At 73.7% G+C, this 16,621-nt stretch carries 11 protein-coding genes; 5 read left to right on the top strand and 6 right to left on the bottom strand.

From position 1 onward, the window contains the following. Together MJ604_RS09440 and MJ604_RS09445 are read left to right on the top strand one after the other, a co-directional pair. Nucleotides 1-1,785: an ABC transporter ATP-binding protein gene (locus tag MJ604_RS09440; protein ID WP_243058088.1), complete on the top strand. Its 1,785-nt coding sequence runs from the start codon at nt 1-3 to the stop codon at nt 1,783-1,785. Then, the gene (locus MJ604_RS09445) at nt 1,785-3,506 is read left to right on the top strand and encodes an ABC transporter ATP-binding protein (protein WP_243058089.1); all 1,722 of its coding nucleotides are present in this window, start codon (nt 1,785-1,787) and stop codon (nt 3,504-3,506) included. Before MJ604_RS09440 ends, MJ604_RS09445 begins: the two co-directional genes overlap by 1 nt. Here MJ604_RS09445 and MJ604_RS09450 read toward each other — a convergent pair. The 3 genes from MJ604_RS09450 to MJ604_RS09460 form a co-directional block, all read right to left on the bottom strand. Further along, entirely contained in the window at nt 3,493-4,119 is a 627-nt protein-coding gene (locus tag MJ604_RS09450; protein WP_243058090.1) for a class I SAM-dependent methyltransferase, read from the bottom strand. The two genes, MJ604_RS09445 and MJ604_RS09450, sit on opposite strands and share 14 nt — an antisense overlap. After that, nucleotides 4,116-5,273 carry a CaiB/BaiF CoA-transferase family protein gene (locus tag MJ604_RS09455; RefSeq protein WP_243058091.1) on the bottom strand — a complete coding sequence of 386 codons (1,158 nt, stop codon included), beginning with the start codon at nt 5,271-5,273 and terminating at the stop codon, nt 4,116-4,118. The genes MJ604_RS09450 and MJ604_RS09455 overlap by 4 nt, the downstream gene beginning before the upstream one ends. A gap of 192 nt (nt 5,274-5,465) precedes the next feature. Next, entirely contained in the window at nt 5,466-6,056 is a 591-nt protein-coding gene (locus MJ604_RS09460; protein WP_243058092.1) for a DJ-1/PfpI family protein, read from the bottom strand. Nucleotides 6,057-6,102: 46 nt separating this feature from the next. Here MJ604_RS09460 and MJ604_RS09465 point away from each other — a divergent pair, with 46 nt between their 5' ends. Both MJ604_RS09465 and MJ604_RS09470 read left to right on the top strand, forming a co-directional pair. Continuing rightward, complete coding sequence (locus MJ604_RS09465; protein WP_243058093.1) at nt 6,103-9,306, top strand: ATP-dependent DNA helicase; 3,204 nt, start codon at nt 6,103-6,105, stop codon at nt 9,304-9,306. An 80-nt stretch (nt 9,307-9,386) separates the two neighbouring features. After that, nucleotides 9,387-12,578 (top strand): ATP-dependent DNA helicase, encoded by a 3,192-nt coding sequence (locus tag MJ604_RS09470; protein ID WP_243058094.1) that lies wholly within the window; start codon nt 9,387-9,389, stop codon nt 12,576-12,578. Here MJ604_RS09470 and MJ604_RS09475 read toward each other — a convergent pair. From MJ604_RS09475 to aztD, 3 genes are read right to left on the bottom strand one after another with little or no spacing between them, the layout of a single operon-like run. Beyond that, entirely contained in the window at nt 12,548-13,612 is a 1,065-nt protein-coding gene (locus tag MJ604_RS09475; protein WP_243058095.1) for an NAD(P)-binding domain-containing protein, read from the bottom strand. The genes MJ604_RS09470 and MJ604_RS09475 overlap by 31 nt on opposite strands. 27 nt (nt 13,613-13,639) lie before the next feature. After that, nucleotides 13,640-14,359: a purine-nucleoside phosphorylase gene (deoD, locus tag MJ604_RS09480; protein ID WP_243058096.1), complete on the bottom strand. Its 720-nt coding sequence runs from the start codon at nt 14,357-14,359 to the stop codon at nt 13,640-13,642. A 23-nt stretch (nt 14,360-14,382) separates the two neighbouring features. Further along, nucleotides 14,383-15,618, bottom strand: coding sequence for a zinc metallochaperone AztD (gene aztD, locus MJ604_RS09485; RefSeq protein ID WP_243058097.1), 1,236 nt, complete (start codon nt 15,616-15,618; stop codon nt 14,383-14,385). Nucleotides 15,619-15,705: 87 nt separating this feature from the next. Here aztD and nudC point away from each other — a divergent pair, with 87 nt between their 5' ends. Then, entirely contained in the window at nt 15,706-16,611 is a 906-nt protein-coding gene (nudC, locus tag MJ604_RS09490; RefSeq protein WP_243058098.1) for an NAD(+) diphosphatase, read from the top strand. Nucleotides 16,612-16,621: the final 10 nt, after the last annotated feature.

Consider the following 16,621-nt stretch of genomic DNA (forward strand, 5'->3'; position numbering starts at 1 on the left):
GTGGTTGATTCGGCTGAGCCCGACACCCGCCGCGGCTGGCACGTCCTGAGGGTCGCGGTCCGGCCGCACCGCCGGGTGGCGGCGGCGGGGATCCTGACCGGCCTGCTCTGGTCGGCGTCCAAGCTGGCCGTGCCCGCCCTGGTCGCGCGCACCATCGACCAGGGCGTGGTGCCGGGGGACCGGGACGCGCTGTACGCCAACATCGCGCTGCTCGCGTGCGTCGGCCTGGCCGGCGCGCTGATCGCGGGACTGCGCCGGTGGTACGCCCAGCTGCTCGCCTACCTCGTCGAGCGCGACATCCGGCAGCGGCTGGTCGCCCACCTGTACCGGCTGCACCTCGGCTTCCACGACACGACGCCCACCGGGCTGCTGGTGTCGCGGACCGGCTCCGACCTGCTGCAGATCCAGCAGCCGTTCATCGGCATCCCGATGCTGCTCTCGAGCATCGTGATGCTGCTCGGCGCGATCGTGCTGCTGGCGCTGATCAACGTGCCGCTCATGCTGGTCGCCCTGAGCCCGACGGCCCTGATCCTGGTGGTCGCGGTGCGCTTCACCCAGCGGCTCGGCCCGCGCTCCGAGGCACTCCAGCACCGCCTGGCCGACCTGTCCGGCGTCGTGCAGGAGTCGGTCACGGGGATGGGCGCGATCAAGGGCCTGGGGGCCGAGCAGCCGGAGCTGGCGCGACTGCGCGGCCGCGCCGCCGGGGTGTACGACGCCGCGATCGGGCTGACCCGGATCCGGGCGACGTACCTCCCGCTCTTCGACTTCCTGCCCGCGCTCGGCCTGGTCGCGACCCTGTGGCTGGGCTCGGTGTTCGTCGAGCGCGGCACCCTGACGCTCGGCGAGCTGGTGCTGTTCAACGCCTACGTGCTGATGCTGGTCGGTCCGCTGCGCCTGGTCGGGATGACGCTCTCGCAGCTGCAGCGCGCGCTGGTCAGCGCCTCGCTGATCGGCGAGCTGCTCGAGGTTGAGCCCGAGATCGCGGACCCGCCGTCGCCGGTGCCGCTGCCGGACGAGGAGGGCGAGCTGCGGTTCGAGGGCGTGACGTTCGCGTACCCGGGCTCCGACGAGCCGGCCCTGCGCGACCTCGACCTGACCGTCAGCGCCGGCGAGACCGTCGCGGTCGTCGGCGCGACCGGTTCGGGCAAGAGCACGCTGGTCTCGCTGGTGCCGCGGCTCACCGACCCGTCGGCGGGGCGCGTGCTGATCGACGGCGTCGACGTGCGCGACGTGGCGCTCGACGACGTGCGCTCCGCGGTCGCCGTCGTCTTCGAGGACTCGCTGCTGTTCACCGGCACGATCGCCGACAACATCCGGTTCGGCGCGCCCGACGCCAGCGAGCACGAGGTGCGCGCAGCCGCGCGCGTCGCCGGCGCCCACGACTTCATCTCGCTGCTGGACGACGGTTACGACGCGCTCGTCGGTGAGCGCGGCTCCGGACTCTCCGGCGGCCAGCGCCAGCGGATCGCGATCGCCCGGGCGATCCTCGCGCCGGCCCGGGTCCTGGTGCTGGACTCCGCGACCAGCGCGGTCGACGCGGTGAAGGAGGTCGAGATCCGCGACGCGATCGCCGAGGTCACGAAGGACCGTACGACGCTGCTGATCGCGCACCGCGCCGCGACGATCGAGCTCGCCGACCGCGTCGTGCTGCTGCACGAGGGGCGGCTGGTCGACCACGGCACGCACGCCGAGCTGCTGTCCCGATCCGCGTTGTACCGCCGGGTCCTCGCCCGTGACGAGGCCGACAACCCCGAGACCGACACCGACGTCGAGCTGGTGAGCTGATGGCGCGTCGCATCTGGGCGCTGCTGCGCCCGTCGCGCGGCCGGCTCGTCGCGGTCGCGTTCCTGCTCGTGCTGACCACCGCGGCCACGCTCGCCGGGCCGTGGATCCTGCGCTACGCGATCGACCACGGCCTGACCGGCACGTCGCCGGACCTCGACGTGGTGACCCGCGCCAGCCTGCTGTTCCTCGGCATCGGGGTCACCGCGTTGGTGCTGGTCCGGGTCCAGACGCGGCTGGTCGCGCGGATCGGCGAGCGCTTCGTGCGCGACCTCCGCGAGAGCGTCTTCTCCCACATCCTCTCGATGCCGCCGCGGTTCTTCGAGCGCACCGCGGCCGGCCAGCTGGTCACCCGCATGACCTCCGACATCGACGCGCTGCAGCTGCTGGTCGAGATGGGCATGGTCCAGCTGGTCCAGGCGCTGCTGACGCTGTTCCTCCTCGCCGTCGCGCTGACCGTCCTGTCCTGGAAGCTCACGCTCGCCTGCCTCCTGGTCGCACCGCTCGTCGCGATCGCGACCGTGTGGTTCCGCCGCAACTCCCAGCGCGCCTACCTCGGCCTGCGCGACCGCGTCTCCGAGACCGTCGAGACGCTGGTCGAGGGCGTCGGCGGCGTCCGCGAGATCCAGGCGACCGGCCAGCAGGACCGGATGCTCGCGGCGTTCTCGGAGCGCAACGACCGGCAGTACGACGCCAACGTGCGCTCGGTGTGGGTGCAGGCGCTCTACCTGCCGGTGATGGAGCTGCTGCCGATCGTGTCGAGCTGCATCGCGCTCGGCCTCGGCGGCTGGCTGGTGATCGAGGGCGAGATGACCGTCGGCACGCTGAGCGCGTTCCTGCTCTACCTCCAGCTGACGTTCGAGCCGATCCAGTCGCTGAGCTTCCTGTTCAACCAGGTGCAGTCCGCGGGCGCGGCGCTGCGCAAGATCTTCGGCCTGCTCGACACCCCGAGCGACCTGCCGAGCGGTACGGCGACGCTGCCCGCCGGTGGTGACGTCGAGCTGCGGGGCGTGTCCTTCCGGTACGACCGCGAGGCGCCGTACGTGCTCTCCGGCGTGGACCTCGTGATCCCGCGCGGGGAGCACCTCGCGCTGGTCGGCGCGACCGGTGCGGGGAAGTCGACGCTCGCCAAGCTGGTCGCGCGGTTCTACGACCCGGCCGCCGGCCGGATCCTGCTCGGCGGCACCGACCTGCGCGACGCCGACCTCGCCGGGCTGCGTCGCCGCATCGCGATGATCACCCAGGACGGCTACCTCTTCGACGGCAGCGTGCGCGACAACATCCGCGTGGCTCGCCCGGACGCCACCGATGCCGACGTGGAGGCCGCCGTCGCCCTGATCGGCGCGACCGAGGCGCTGACCCCGCTGCTGGACTCCCTCGCCGGCCAGGGCGGGAGCCAGCTCTCGGCCGGGCAGCGCCAGCTGGTCGCGCTGGCGCGGGCCGCGCTGCTCGAGGCCGAGGTGCTGATCCTCGACGAGGCGACCTCCGACCTCGACCCCGGCACCGAGCTCGCGGTCACCACCGCGATGACCGAGGTGATGCGTGGCCGCACGGTGCTCGTGATCGCGCACCGGCTCTCGACGATCCTCGAGTCCGACCGGATCGCGGTGGTCGCCGACGGCGGCATCGCCGAGCTCGGCACCCACGACGAGCTGGTCGCACGTGGTGGTCGGTACGCCGCGCTCTACGCCAGCTGGCCCGGCGGGGACGTCATACGAACGTGAACATCCGGCTCCCTGGCGCGGGCAGTCCGGGAGGGCCCGGCCACCGGTGCACGCCGACGCGGTAGCTCACGTCGTCGGGCCGCACGAACGCGACCTCCTCGAAACCCGCGTCCGCGAACAGGTCCCGGACCAGGTCGGCGGGGTCGCCGGCGTACCCCGTGGGGTCCTGCGGCACCCGGTTGCCGCGCGTCCAGATCACGTGACCGCCGTGCGTCAGCAGGGTCGGCAGGGTGGCGACAGTCCGGGCGATGTCGTCGTCGGTGATGTTGCCGAAGACCCCGCAGGCGAGGAACAGGTCGGCCGGGCAGGCGTCGGCGTACGACGCGGTCGTGCCGGCGTCGGCGGTGCGGACCTCGATCCCGGCGGGCGCGTTCGCGCGGGCGCGCCCGGCGAGCTCGGGGTCGATCTCGACCAGCACGCCCGACACGCGTGCGCCCTCGAGCACCGGCAGGGTGTCGCGGCCGTCACCGGCGCAGATGCTGACCAGCCGGACCGGCCCGTCGGCCGCGGCGAGCAGCGAGCCGAGCTGGTGGCGCACTTCGGCGAGCCGACGCGACAGGCTCGAGCCCGGGTCGTCGTACGCGTCGTACCAGGTGTGCCAGTCGCGGCTCACGAGTCCAGCCACTCCCGGACGGACTCGTTGTGCTGGCCCAGCGTCGGGGGAGCGAGGTGCTCGGAACGCCCACCGGAGTAGGGGTTGTCGTCGAAGCGGATCGGTGACCCGGGGAGCTTGAGGTCGCCCTTCGTGGCGTGCTCGACGTCGAGCACCAGCCCCTGCGACAGCGTCTGCTCCCAGCCGTAGACGGCGTCCATCGACCGCACCATCCCGGCCGGGACACCGGCGTCCGACAGCAGCCCGAGCCAGTGCTCGGCGGGTCGGTCGGCGAACAGCGCCTCGATCCGCTCGATGAGGGCGCCGCGGTTGGCGACCCGCAGCGCGTTGGTCGCGAACTCCGGCTCGGCGGCGTCCCAGCCGAACGCACCGCACAGCGCGCGCCACAGGCCCTCGGACCCGCACGCGATCTGCACCGGAGCGCTGCCCGTGGCGAACATGCCGTACGGCGAGATCGACGGGTGGTGATCGCCCGCGAGGCCGGGCACCTCGCCGCCCACGGTCCAGCGCGTGCCCTGGTAGGCGTGCACGCCGACCATCCCGGCCAGCAGTGACGTCCGGACCACGCGGCCGACGCCGGTGCGGTTGCGCTCGTGCAGCGCGGCGACGACGCCGTACGCGCCGTACATCCCGGCCACCAGGTCCGCGATCGGTACGCCGACCTTGGTCGGCTGCTGCGTGCCGGTGATCGACATCAGTCCGCCCTCACCCTGGGCGATCTGGTCGTAGCCCGACCGCGACGCCTCCGGGCCGTCGTGGCCGAAGCCGGTGATCGACATGATCACCAGGCCGGGGTTGATCTCGTGCAGCCGCTCGACCGTGAAGCCGAGACGGTCGAGCACGCCGACCCGGAAGTTCTCCATCAGCACGTCCGCGCGCGCGACCAGCCGCGTGAGGACGTCGCGACCGTCGTCGGACTTCAGGTCGAGGACGATCGACTCCTTGTTGCGGTTCGCCGACATGAAGTACGTCGACTCGCGGTCCTCGCCCTCGCCCAGGAACGGCGGGCCCCAGCCGCGGCTGTCGTCGCCGTCGGGCGACTCGATCTTGATGACGCGCGCGCCCATGTCGCCGAGCATCATCGCGGCGTGCGGCCCGGCCAGCGCGCGGGTCAGGTCGAGCACGAGTACGTCGGACAGGGGGCCTTCGGTCATGGGGGCACGCTACTGACGCGCGCCGACAGCGCCTATGGCGAGACGTGCCAACAGGCAGCCGCCGTCGTTGGTCGAGTAGCGAGCGTATCGAGACCCGGCGGTCTCGATACGCCGGTCGCGAGCTCCTCCGTCGCTCGCGCGGCTACTCGACCTCGAGCCCGAGTCCTGGCCTTCGCAAGCTCAGGCCGGGGGCTACGACTGCCACATCCACTCCATCTCGGTGACGGTGCGGTCGCGGGTCTCCTGCCCGGCCAGCAGCTGCACGACGTGCAGCGCGAGGTCGACGCCCGCGGACACCCCGGCCGAGGTGAGGACCGTGTCGCTGCTGCGTACGAACCGCTGTCCGCGCACCACCTCGATGGTCGGGGAGATGGCCGCGAGCTCGTCAGACGCGTCGTGGTGGGTGGTCGCCGGACGCCGCTCGAGCAGGCCGGCCGCGCCGAGCACCAGCGCGCCCGTGCACACCGACAGCAGCAGCTCGACCTCCGCCGCCCGCTCCTTGACCCAGGCGAGCAGCGCGTCGTTCGTCATCAGCGCTCGGGTGCCGGCGCCGCCGGGGATGAGCAGCAGGTCCGGCGGCGGGGCGTCCTCGATCGAGTACGTCGGCAGCACGGTGAACCCACCGCGGCCGACGGCCGGCTCGCGGGTCAGGCCGACCGAGAACACCGAGAACGGATGGCCCTCGCCGAGCTCCCCGGCCACGTTGAACACCTCGTAGGGCCCGGCGAAGTCGAGCACCTCCATGTCGTCGAAGGCGAGGATCGCGACGGTTCGTTGGCTCACCGGCCCATTGTCGGGGCTTGTCGGCGGCAGGTGGTCGAATAGCCACATGACGGCCACTGCGTCTCCGGCGACGACCTTCCACCTGGTCCGTCCCGACGCTGCCGTCACGGTGCCGGAGCTCGACGAGCACCAGCGCCGCGTCGTCGACCACGCCGGCGGCCCGCTGCTCGTGCTCGCCGGCCCCGGCACCGGCAAGACCACCACGCTGGTCGAGGCGATCGTCGACCGCATCGAGCACCGCGGTGCCCGGCCCGACGAGGTCCTCACGCTCACGTTCTCCCGCAAGGCCGCCGAGCAGCTGCGCGACCGCGTCACCGCGCGCGTCGGCCGCACGATGGCGACCACGCTGAGCTCGACCTTCCACTCCTTCGCCTACGGGTTGGTGCGGCGCTACGCGCCCGCCGAGCTGTACGCCGCGCCGCTGCGCCTGCTGTCGGCGCCCGAGCAGGACGTCGTGCTCCAGGAGCTGCTGACCGACAACCCCGAGTCCGTCCGCTGGCCCGACGCGCTGAAGGCCGCGGTCGGGACGCGCGGGTTCGCCCGCGAGGTGCACACGATCCTGTCCCGCGCGCGCGAGCGTGGGCTCGACCCCGACGACCTGGTCGCGCTCGGGCGCGCCGAGGGCATCGCGGAGTTCGAGGCCGCCGGGCTGTTCCTGGCGCAGTACCTCGACGTCCTCGGCGACCAGGCCGCGATCGACTACCCGGACCTCATCGCCCGCGGCGTGATCGAGGCGCAGCGGCACCGTGACGAGCTGCGCGCCCAGTTCACCCACGTCTTCGTGGACGAGTACCAAGACACCGACCCGAGCCAGGTCGCGCTGCTCCGCGCGCTGGCCGGCGACGGCCGCAACCTCACCGTGGTCGGCGATCCCGACCAGTCCATCTACGGGTTCCGCGGCGCCGACGTGCGCGGCATCCTCGACTTCCCGGCGGACTTCCGCACCAGCGAGGGCGACCCCGCCCCGGTCGTCGCGCTCGGCACCACGCGCCGCTTCGGCTCGCGGCTGCTGCGCGCCTCGCGCACCGTCGCGGCCTCGATCGGCATCAGCGGCGCGATCCCGCACGAGGCCTGGGGCGCGTTCCGCAACCCCGAGGCCGCCCCCAACGAGCTCGGTCGCGGCACCGTCGAGGTCCTCACGTTCGACACCGCCCGCGCCGAGACCGAGCACGTCGCCGACCTGCTCCGGCGCGCCCACCTCGAGGACGGCCTGCGCTGGTCCGACATGGCGGTCCTGGTCCGCTCGGGTCGCGGCAGCATCCCCGCGCTGCGCCGCTCGCTCGCGGCGGCCGGCGTACCCGTCGAGGTCGCGAGCGACGAGACCCCGCTGGTGCGCGAGCCAGCCGTGCTGCCGCTGCTCGGCGCGCTCGCGGTCGTCGTCGACGCCGCCGTCGACGACCCGACCGACGACGACTACGTGGGCGCCGACCGCGCGGAGGCGCTGCTCACCTCGCCCCTCGGCGGTCTCGACGCCACCGACGTCCGAGCCCTGACCCGAGCGCTGCGCGCCCGCGACCCCGAGGCCGCCCCCCGCGATCTGGTACGCCGCGCCGTGCTCGACCCGGACGCCCTCGACGGCATCGACGGCGAGCCGTCCCGCCGCGCCCGCCGGCTCGCCCGGCTCCTCGCCCTGGCCCGCCAGGAGGCTGCCGACGGCGGCACGGCCGAGGAGGTGCTGTGGTCGCTGTGGGACGGCTCCGACTGGGGCCGCCGGCTGCGCCAGGCCACCCAGTCCGGCGGGTACGCCGCCCGGCTCGCGCACCGCGACCTCGACGCGATCTGCGCGCTGTTCGAGGTCGCCGCGCGCACCGAGGAGCAGCGCGGCCACACCAGCATCGGTGCGTTCCTCAGCACCCTGCGCGCCCAGGAGATCCCCGCCGACACCCTCGCCGACCGGGGCGTGCGCGGCGACGCCGTCCGCCTCCTCACCGCGCACCGCTCCAAGGGCCTGGAGTGGCGCCTGGTCGTGGTCGCCCACGTGCAGGAGGGCGCCTGGCCCGACCTGCGGAGGAGGTCGACGCTCCTTCGGTCCGACGAGGTGGCTGACGGCTTCCTCCGACCGCCGACGTCGGCTCGCGAGCTGTTGGCCGAGGAGCGCCGGCTCTTCTACGTCGCCGCGACCCGGGCCCGCCAGCGGCTGGTCGTCACCGCCGTGCAGTCGCCCGACGACGAGGGCGAGCAGCCGTCGCGCTTCCTCTCCGAGCTCGGCCGCCCGCTGGAGCACCGGGTCGGCCGGCCGCGCCGGCCGCTGTCGATGGCCGGCCTGGTCGCCGAGCTGCGCCGCACGCTCGCCGATCCGGCCCAGCCCGAGCCGCTGCGCCGCGCCGCCGCGCGCCGGCTGCGACTGCTCGCCGACACCGACCTCCAGGGCCGCCCGCTCGCGCCCACCGCCGACCCGGCCTCCTGGTGGGGGCTGCGCGCGACCACCCGGTCCGATCGTCCGGTGCGGCCGGAGGACGCGCCGCTCACGATCTCCGCGAGCGCGCTCGACGGCCTGCTCACCTGTCCCGCGCAGTGGTTCCTCCAGCGCGAGGCCGGGGGAGAGGTCGTCAGCTCCGCGAGCCAGGGCTTCGGCAAGGTCGTGCACGCGATCGCGGAGCGGGTCGCGTCCGGCGAGCTCGACACCGGTGACCCGATGCCGGCGCTGATGGAGATGGTCGACGAGGTCTGGGGGCGGATGGAGTTCCGCACGCCCTGGTCCTCCGCGCGCGAGCGCGAGGCGGTCGAGGCCGCGCTGCTGCGGTTCCTGCTCTGGCACCGCCGGCCCGGCGCCCGCACCGTCGTCGCGACCGAGCCGCGGCTGCAGGCCGAGGTCACGCTGCCCGACGGCCAGGTGGTCCGGCTGCACGGGTACGCCGACCGTCTCGAGCTCGACGAGGACGGCCACGTCGTGGTCGTCGACCTCAAGACCGGCAAGTACGCCCCGACCGGGCCGGAGGTCGAGCGGCACTCCCAGCTCGGGCTCTACCAGCTCGCGGTCGACAGCGGCGCCGCCGACGAGCTGGTCGGCCGGCCCGCCCGCTCCGGCGGCGCCGAGCTCGTGCAGCTCCGCCTCGGCGACGACCTGCCCAAGGTCCAGCACCAGCCGCCTGCGGCCGGCGACGGCCCCCGGCTGGTCGAGCAGCAGCTGGAGGTCGCCGCCTCGGCCCTGCGCGCCGAGGAGTTCGCGGCCCGTCCCGGCTCGCACTGCGACCGCTGCACGTTCTGGGCGGTCTGCCCGGCCAAGGCGTCCGGGACGGTGCTGTCGTGATCACCCCGCGGAGTTCGTCACTTCCCCCGGCTGCGCACCTCCGTGAACAACCCCGTGAACAACCCCGCGAGGACCCCGCGATGCTGAGGACCATCGACACCCCGGAGCAGCTGCGCGACGTCCTGGGCGCGGACTTCACGTTCAGCGCCCAGCAGTTCGCCGCGATCACCGCGCCGCTCGAGCCCGCTGTCGTGATCGCCGGCGCCGGCTCCGGCAAGACCACGGTGATGGCCGCGCGTGTCGTCTGGCTGGTCGCGACCGGTCGGGTCAGCCCCGATCAGGTCCTGGGGCTGACGTTCACCACCAAGGCGACCGCCGAGCTCCAGCAGCGGATCCGCGAGAGCCTGCGCCAGGCCGGGCTGCTGCCCGACCGGTCCCGCCCGCTCGCCGACGACGACGAGGAGGTCGAGGAGCCGACGGTCGCGACGTACCACTCCTACGCTGCCAACCTGCTCAGCGAGCACGGCCTGCGCATCGGCCACGAGCCCGACACCCGGCTGATCGCCGACGCCAGCCGCTACCAGCTCGCCGCCCGCGCCGTGCAGCGCTACACGACGCCGATCGAGAAGCTCAGCGACTCCCCGCGCCACGTCGTGCAGTACCTCCTCTCGCTCGACGCCGAGATGAGCGAGCACCTCGTCAGCCCCGCGCAGGTGCGGGCGTACGACGCCGCCGAGCGCCCCCGCTTCGAGGAGGGGATGGCGACCGAGCACCGCAAGACCTACCGCGAGCGCAACGAGAAGGCGATCCTCGCGATCGACCGGCGCGCAGAGCTGCTCGGTCTCGTCGAGGCCTACCGCGCCCTGAAGTCGCACCTGGGGCTGATGGACTTCTCCGACCAGATCGCACTGGCGGCCCGGCTCGCCCAGGACTGCCCGGAGGTCGGCGAGGCCGAGCGGGCGAAGTACCGCATCGTGCTGCTCGACGAGTACCAAGACACCTCGGTCGCGCAGGCGCTGATGCTCAGCCGGCTGTTCGGCGAGGGTCACCCGGTCACCGCCGTCGGTGACCCCAACCAGGCGATCTACGGGTGGCGTGGAGCATCGGTCTCCAACATCCTCGAGTTCGCGCAGGACTTCCCGGCGAACGACGGCCCCGGCACGACCTACCCGCTCACCGTCAACCGCCGCTCGGACGAGCGCATCCTCGCCACCGCCAACCACCTGGCCGCGCAGCTGTACGCCGAGCGCCCGGACCTGCTGCCGCTCGAGCCCAAGCCGGATGCCCGGCCGGGCGAGGTGCGCGCGATCGTGCACGAGACCGACGTCGACGAGCTCGCCTGGCTGGCCGAGCGCGTGATCGAGGCGCACGCCGCGATCGCGGCCCGCACCGACCAGCCCGCGTGGAAGGAGATCGGCGTCCTGACCCGCGACAACGCGCACGCCGCCGCGGTCTTCGACGCGCTGAGCGAGCGGGAGGTCCCGGTCGAGATCGTCGGCCTCAAGGGCCTGCTCCGGCTGCCCGAGGTGTCCGAGGTGGTCGCCACCTTGACCCTCGTACAGGACGTCACCGCGAACGCCGCCCTGCTCACCCTGCTGGCCGGCCCGCGCTGGGCGATCGGGCTGCGCGACCTGGCGCTGCTGGGCCGGCGCGCCCGCGAGCTGGCGGGCAGCGTCAGCGGCGGGGCGTCGTACGCCGACCTCGAGGCGCAGCTGCGCGCGGCGGTCGAGGGCGCCGACCCGACCGAGATCCCCTCGCTCTGCGACGCGCTCGAGGACCCGGGCGACCTCGACTACTCGGCCGAGGCGCTGGACCGGTTCCGGCTGCTGGCCGACGAGCTGCGCCGGCTGCGTACCGCGATCGGGGAGCCGATCCTCGACCTGGTCCGCCGGATCGTCGACACCACCGGCATCGACGTCGAGCTCGCCTCGTCGGTCAGCCCGGCGGCGGTCGCCCGGCGCGAGAACCTCGACCTGTTCGTGCAGGCGGTCGCGGAGTTCCAGGCCGTCGACGGCCAGGTCACGCTGGCCGCGCTGCTCGCCTGGCTCGAGGCGGAGGACGAGTTCGGGCAGGGCCTCGACGTCGCGACCCCGTCGGAGGCCGACTCCGTGAAGCTGCTGACGGTCCACCGCGCCAAGGGCCTCGAGTGGGACGCCGTGTTCCTCGTCGGCGTCACCGAGCAGAAGTTCCCGACCAACCGCGGCCGGTCCAGCTGGCTGACGGTGCCGTACGTCATGCCCGCCGCGCTGCGCGGCGACGCCCGCGACATCCCCCAGCTGCGCGGTCACACGCCCGAGGACATCGCCGAGCGCGCCAAGGCCGCGAAGGAGCACGAGGCGCTCGAGGAGCTCCGGCTCGGGTACGTCGCCTGGACCCGCGCCCGCCACCAGCTCTTCGTCTCCGGCTGGCGCTGGACGGCCTCGCGCAAGGGCGGCCTCGGCCCGTCGGCGTACCTCGTCCGCACCCGCGAGGCGATGGCCGGCTGGGGCGCCGAGCCCGACGAGTGGCGTGAGCCGGTCGCCAAGGGCGAGCCCCATCCGTTCGCGGACGCCTCGCCGGACCTGCCCTGGCCGATCTCCCACCACACGCCCGAGGTCGAGCGGCGTCGCGAGGCCGCGGCATGGGTGCGCGCCGCCGAGCCGACCGCACCCGACGAGGTCGAGGACATGCTGCTGCTCGACCGGATCCAGCAGTGGGACGACGAGATCCGGCGGCTGCTCGACGAGGCGACCCGGGAGCGTGCGCCGGAGGTCGCCGTCCCGCTGCCGTCCAGCCTGTCCGCGACGTCGCTGGCCCGGCTGCGCGACGACCCCGAGGAGTTCGCCCGCGACCTGGCTCGGCCGATGCCGCGGCCGCCGTCGTCCGCGGCTCGGTTCGGCACCCGCTTCCACGCCTGGGTCGAGGCCCGCTTCGGCCAGCAGCTGCTGCTCGACCCCGACGACCTGCCCGGCCGGGCGGACGCCGAGGTCGACGACGACGCCGACCTGCGCGAGCTGGTGAAGCGCTTCGAGGACGGCCCGTTCGGTGACCGGGTCCCGGCCGCGATCGAACCGTCGTTCGCGTTGGTCGTCCACGGGCAGGTGATCCGGGGCCGGATCGACGCCGTCTACGAGGAGGCGGACGGCTCCTACCTGCTCGTCGACTGGAAGACGAACCGGTCGGCCAACGCCGACTCGCTCCAGCTCGCGATCTACCGGTTGGCCTGGGCCGAGCTGCACGACGTGCCGCTCGAGCGGGTGCGCGCGGCGTTCTACTACGTGCGCACCGGCGACCTGGTCGAGCCCGACGACCTGCCCGACCGTCAGGCGCTCGAGGCGCTGCTCTCGGTCTGACCCAGCCAGCGAGCCACACCCGCGGCAGCGGCGCGGCCGGCACGGTTGGCTCCGATCGTGCTCGCCGACGGCCCGTAGCCGACCAGCTGCACCCGCGGGTCCGCGACCGCGGTGGTGCCGGCCCGGTCCAGCTGGATCCCGCCGTGCTCGGAGCGCAGGTGCAGGGGAGCGAGGTGGGTGACCGCGGGCCGGAACCCGGTCGCCCAGAGGATGACGTCCGCCGCCCACACCGACCCGTCGGGCATCCGCACGCCGTCGGGCTCGACGCGCACGAACATCGGGCGCCGCTCGTAGGCGCCCATCCGCTCGGCCACCCGCTCCTGCTCGCGCAGCGCGAGCCCGGTGACGCTGACGACGCTGGCGGGCGGCAGGCCGCGGCGTACTCGTTCCTCGACCAGCGCCACCGCCTCGCGGCCGGCCTCGGGCGTGAACTCGTCGGTGCGCCACACGGGCTCGCGCCGGGTCACCCAGAGGGTGTCGGCGGCGACCGGCGCGATCTCGCCGAGCAGCTGCACACCGGACGCGCCGCCGCCGACGACCACGACCCGCTTCCCGCGGAAGTGGTCCGGGCCGGGGTAGCCGACCGTGTGGAGCTGCTCGCCGCGGAACGTCTCGATGCCGGGGTAGTGCGGCACGTGGGGCTGGGTCCAGGTGCCGGTGGCGTTCACGATCGTGCGGGTCGTCCAGCTCCGCCCACCTGCGTGGACGACCAGGAGGTCGCCGACCGACTCGACGCGATCGACCCGCACCGGCCGCACCACCGGCAGCCGGTTCGCGCGCTCGTAGGCGCCGAAGTACGCCGGCACGACCACGTTCGCCCGGCCCGCCTCGTCGGCGGGGGACTCCGAGTCCGGCAGCGAGGCGATCCCGTGGACGTCCTGCATGGTCAGCGAGTCCCAGCGGTGCTGCCACGCCCCGCCCGGTGATGCGTCCGCATCGAGGACGACGTGCGCGACGCCGCGCCGGGTCAGGTGGTACGACGCCGACAGGCCGGCCTGGCCGGCGCCGATGACCACCGCGTCGAGGATCTCCACGCCGGGAGAACGCCCTCGGGGCGCGGGTTAGTCCGTGACGGAGGTCCCAGCGACGAGTGCCATCTCGACCATCTCGCCGAACGTCTGCTCGCGCTCCTGCGACGACGTCTCCTCGCCGGTGACCAGGTGGTCGGAGACCGTGCAGATCGCCAGCGCCCGGCGGCCGTGCTGCGCGGCCAGCGTGTAGAGCGCGCTGGCCTCCATCTCGACCGCGAGCACGCCGTACTCGACCATCCGGGCGGCCAGCTCGGGTCGCGCGGCGTAGAACGAGTCGCTGCTGTAGATCAGCCCGACGTGGACCCCGCTGGTCGAGCCCGTCGAGACCCCGGCGTCGTACGCCGCCCGCAGCAGTCCGAAGTCGGCGACCGGGGCATAGTCGAGGCCCTCGAACCGGATCCGGTTCATCGACGAGTCGGTGCAGGCGCCGGACGCGATCACGATGTCGCGGATCGCGACCTTCTCGCTCATCCCACCGCACGAGCCGACGCGGATGACCGACCGGACGTCGAACTGCGTGAACAGCTCGTGGACGTAGATCGCCAGGGACGGCTGGCCCATGCCCGAGCCCTGGACCGAGACCCGGTGACCGTTCCACGTGCCGGTGTAGCCGTACATGCCGCGCACCTCGTTGTAGAGCTGCGCCTCCTCGAGGAACGTCTCCGCGATCCACTTCGCGCGCAGCGGGTCGCCGGGCATCAGGACGAGCGGGGCGATCTCCCCGGGGTGGGCGCCGATGTGCGTGCTCATGGCGCCCACCCTAGAGAGTGGCGTCAGCCGGTGACGCCCACCAGCTCGTTGGGCACCTCGGGCAGCGTCAGGCTCCGCAGCACCGCGAGCCGGTCGAGATCGATCACGTGCACCTGCTTGCTCGCCGGCTCCGTGACGTACGCCGTGCCGTCCACGACCTCGAGCGTCGGCCGCGGCTGCTCCCAGTCCAGCGGCTCGCGCCACGGCGCGACGACCGGCAGCGACGCGCTCACCGTGCCGCGGCGCACGTCGACCACGTGCAGCGAGCCGTCGGTGCCGAGCACCAGCCCGTCGCCGCCGGGGGTGCGGCCGAGCGAGCGGAAGGAGTAGCTCGCGGGGAGGTCGACCAGGCGCAGCGAGGCATCGGTCGTGTCGATCACGCTCACCCGGGTCGGGCGCTCGAGCTCGGCGTCCGGGTCGACCTTGTAGTCGCCGAGGACGTACGCCGACTCCTCGTGGCCGGCCTGGTTGCCGATCCGGCCGTACGCGTCGGGCGCGGCGACCTTGGTGATCTCGGTGCCGTCGACCACGAGCACGCCGTCCTCACAGCCGACGACCGCGACCTCGCCCGCGAACGCCTCGCCGTGCACGCCCGGGCACTCGTCGCTGACCGCGAGCTGCTCGCCGTCCTCGGCGAGGACCGTGACGCCGGACCGCTCCTCGGAGGTGCCGAGCGTGTGCAGCCAGCCGCCGTCGTGGGTGCGGGCGGCGACGCCGTGGTGCGGGTCCGGCGTGGTTGCCGTCTCGGTCTCGAGCTCGTCGGGCTTGTCGAGGTCGTGGGTCTCGAAGGACGTCATGGTGCCGGTTCCGTCGTCGAAGAGCGTGGTCCAGCCGTGGTGGACGACCACGTGGCCCGGCTCCTCAGCCGCCACGGTGAGGTCGAGCAGCGCGGGGTCGTCGGCGTACGAGTGACCGTGGTCGCCGTGGTCGGCCGTCCAGGAGCCGACGTCCAGCGCGGTGAAGCCGCCGGTCCGGCTGACGAGCACGTGCCGGTCGTCACCGGCGGGGTTCACCCGCAGGAAGCCGTCAAGCGGCTCGTCGAGCAGCACCTCGCCGTCCGACGCGCGCAGCACGAGGACGCCGCCGTCGTACGTCACCGCGAGGCGCGGCTCGGGGTCGTCGACCGATCGGACGGACGGTGCCTCGGGTGTGGCGGTCGGCTGCTCGGCAGCGGGGGAGTCGTCGTTCCCGCAGGCCGACAGGGTGGCGAGCGCGAGGGCGACGAGGACGGGCAGGCGACGGGAGAGTGTGCGTGACATGAGAACGATTCTCATTATAAATGAGAATCGTTGTCAACTGGACGCCCGCTCCGGCGCGCCGCGCGGGCCGCCGCATAGCCTGCACTCGTGACGTACCAGCACGAGCGCCTGTCCGCGAACCCGCACGACCGGACCGCCCAGCACCGCGCGGACGACACCTGGCTCGCCGGGCGCTGGGCCGACCCGGAGACGCGGGTGCTGGTCGTCTCGGGCACGCGGGTGCGCCCGGCCGACGGCGCTCTCGACTGGGTCGCTCCGGCGCAGGCGCCGGACGGGTTGCGGGTGCTCCTCGGCGAGCACGACGGCCGGGCGTGGTTCGCGGTGATCGTCGACGCCGATATCTCCAAGGCCGACGGCGACTGGACGCCGCTGCGCGGGCTGCTGCCGTTCCTCGCGGACGACGCGCTCGCGGGCGCGCCGCTGGTCTTCCACGCCCTCGGTCTTGCCGAGTGGCTGTGGGTCACCCGCTTCTGCCCGCGCTGCGGCGAGCCGCTGAGGCCCCGGGCCTCCGGTCACGAGCTGGCCTGCGACAACGGGCACGTGCAGTTCCCGCGCACCGACCCGGCCGTGATCATGATCGTCACCTCGGGCGAGCCCGGCGCCGAGGACGAGCGCTGCCTGCTCGGCCGCCAGGCGGTGTGGCCCGCGGGCCGCTACTCGACGCTCGCCGGCTTCTGCGAGCCGGGTGAGACGCTCGAGGACGCCGTACGCCGCGAGGTGCTCGAGGAGTCCGGTGTCGTGGTCGGTGACGTCCAGTACTTCGGCAACCAGCCCTGGCCGCTCCCGGCCAGCCTGATGCTGGGCATGGTCGGCCGCGCGACCACCACCGAGATCGCGGTCGACGAGCACGAGCTCGAGGATGCGCGCTGGTTCACCCGTGCGGAGATGAAGGAGCTGGCCGAGGCGGGCACGCTGCTGCTCCCGCAGGGCGTCTCGATCAGCCGCTCGCTGGTCGAGCACTGGTACGGCGGACCGCTCCCCGGTCAGTGGTGACCGGGGAGCG

This window comes from Nocardioides sp. SR21 (assembly GCF_022761125.1).
In the GTDB taxonomy this organism is placed as follows: Bacteria; Actinomycetota; Actinomycetes; order Propionibacteriales; family Nocardioidaceae; genus Nocardioides.

What these genes read in the sequence shown, in the direction of transcription:
- MJ604_RS09470 (WP_243058094.1), top strand. Translation starts at nt 9,387, where the DNA reads ATGCTGAGGACCATCGACACCCCGGAGCAGCTGCGCGACGTCCTGGGC.
- MJ604_RS09445 (WP_243058089.1), top strand. Translation starts at nt 1,785, where the DNA reads ATGGCGCGTCGCATCTGGGCGCTGCTGCGCCCGTCGCGCGGCCGGCTC.
- deoD (WP_243058096.1), bottom strand. Translation starts at nt 14,359, where the DNA reads ATGAGCACGCACATCGGCGCCCACCCCGGGGAGATCGCCCCGCTCGTC.
- MJ604_RS09455 (WP_243058091.1), bottom strand. Translation starts at nt 5,273, where the DNA reads ATGACCGAAGGCCCCCTGTCCGACGTACTCGTGCTCGACCTGACCCGC.
- MJ604_RS09465 (WP_243058093.1), top strand. Translation starts at nt 6,103, where the DNA reads ATGACGGCCACTGCGTCTCCGGCGACGACCTTCCACCTGGTCCGTCCC.
- aztD (WP_243058097.1), bottom strand. Translation starts at nt 15,618, where the DNA reads ATGTCACGCACACTCTCCCGTCGCCTGCCCGTCCTCGTCGCCCTCGCG.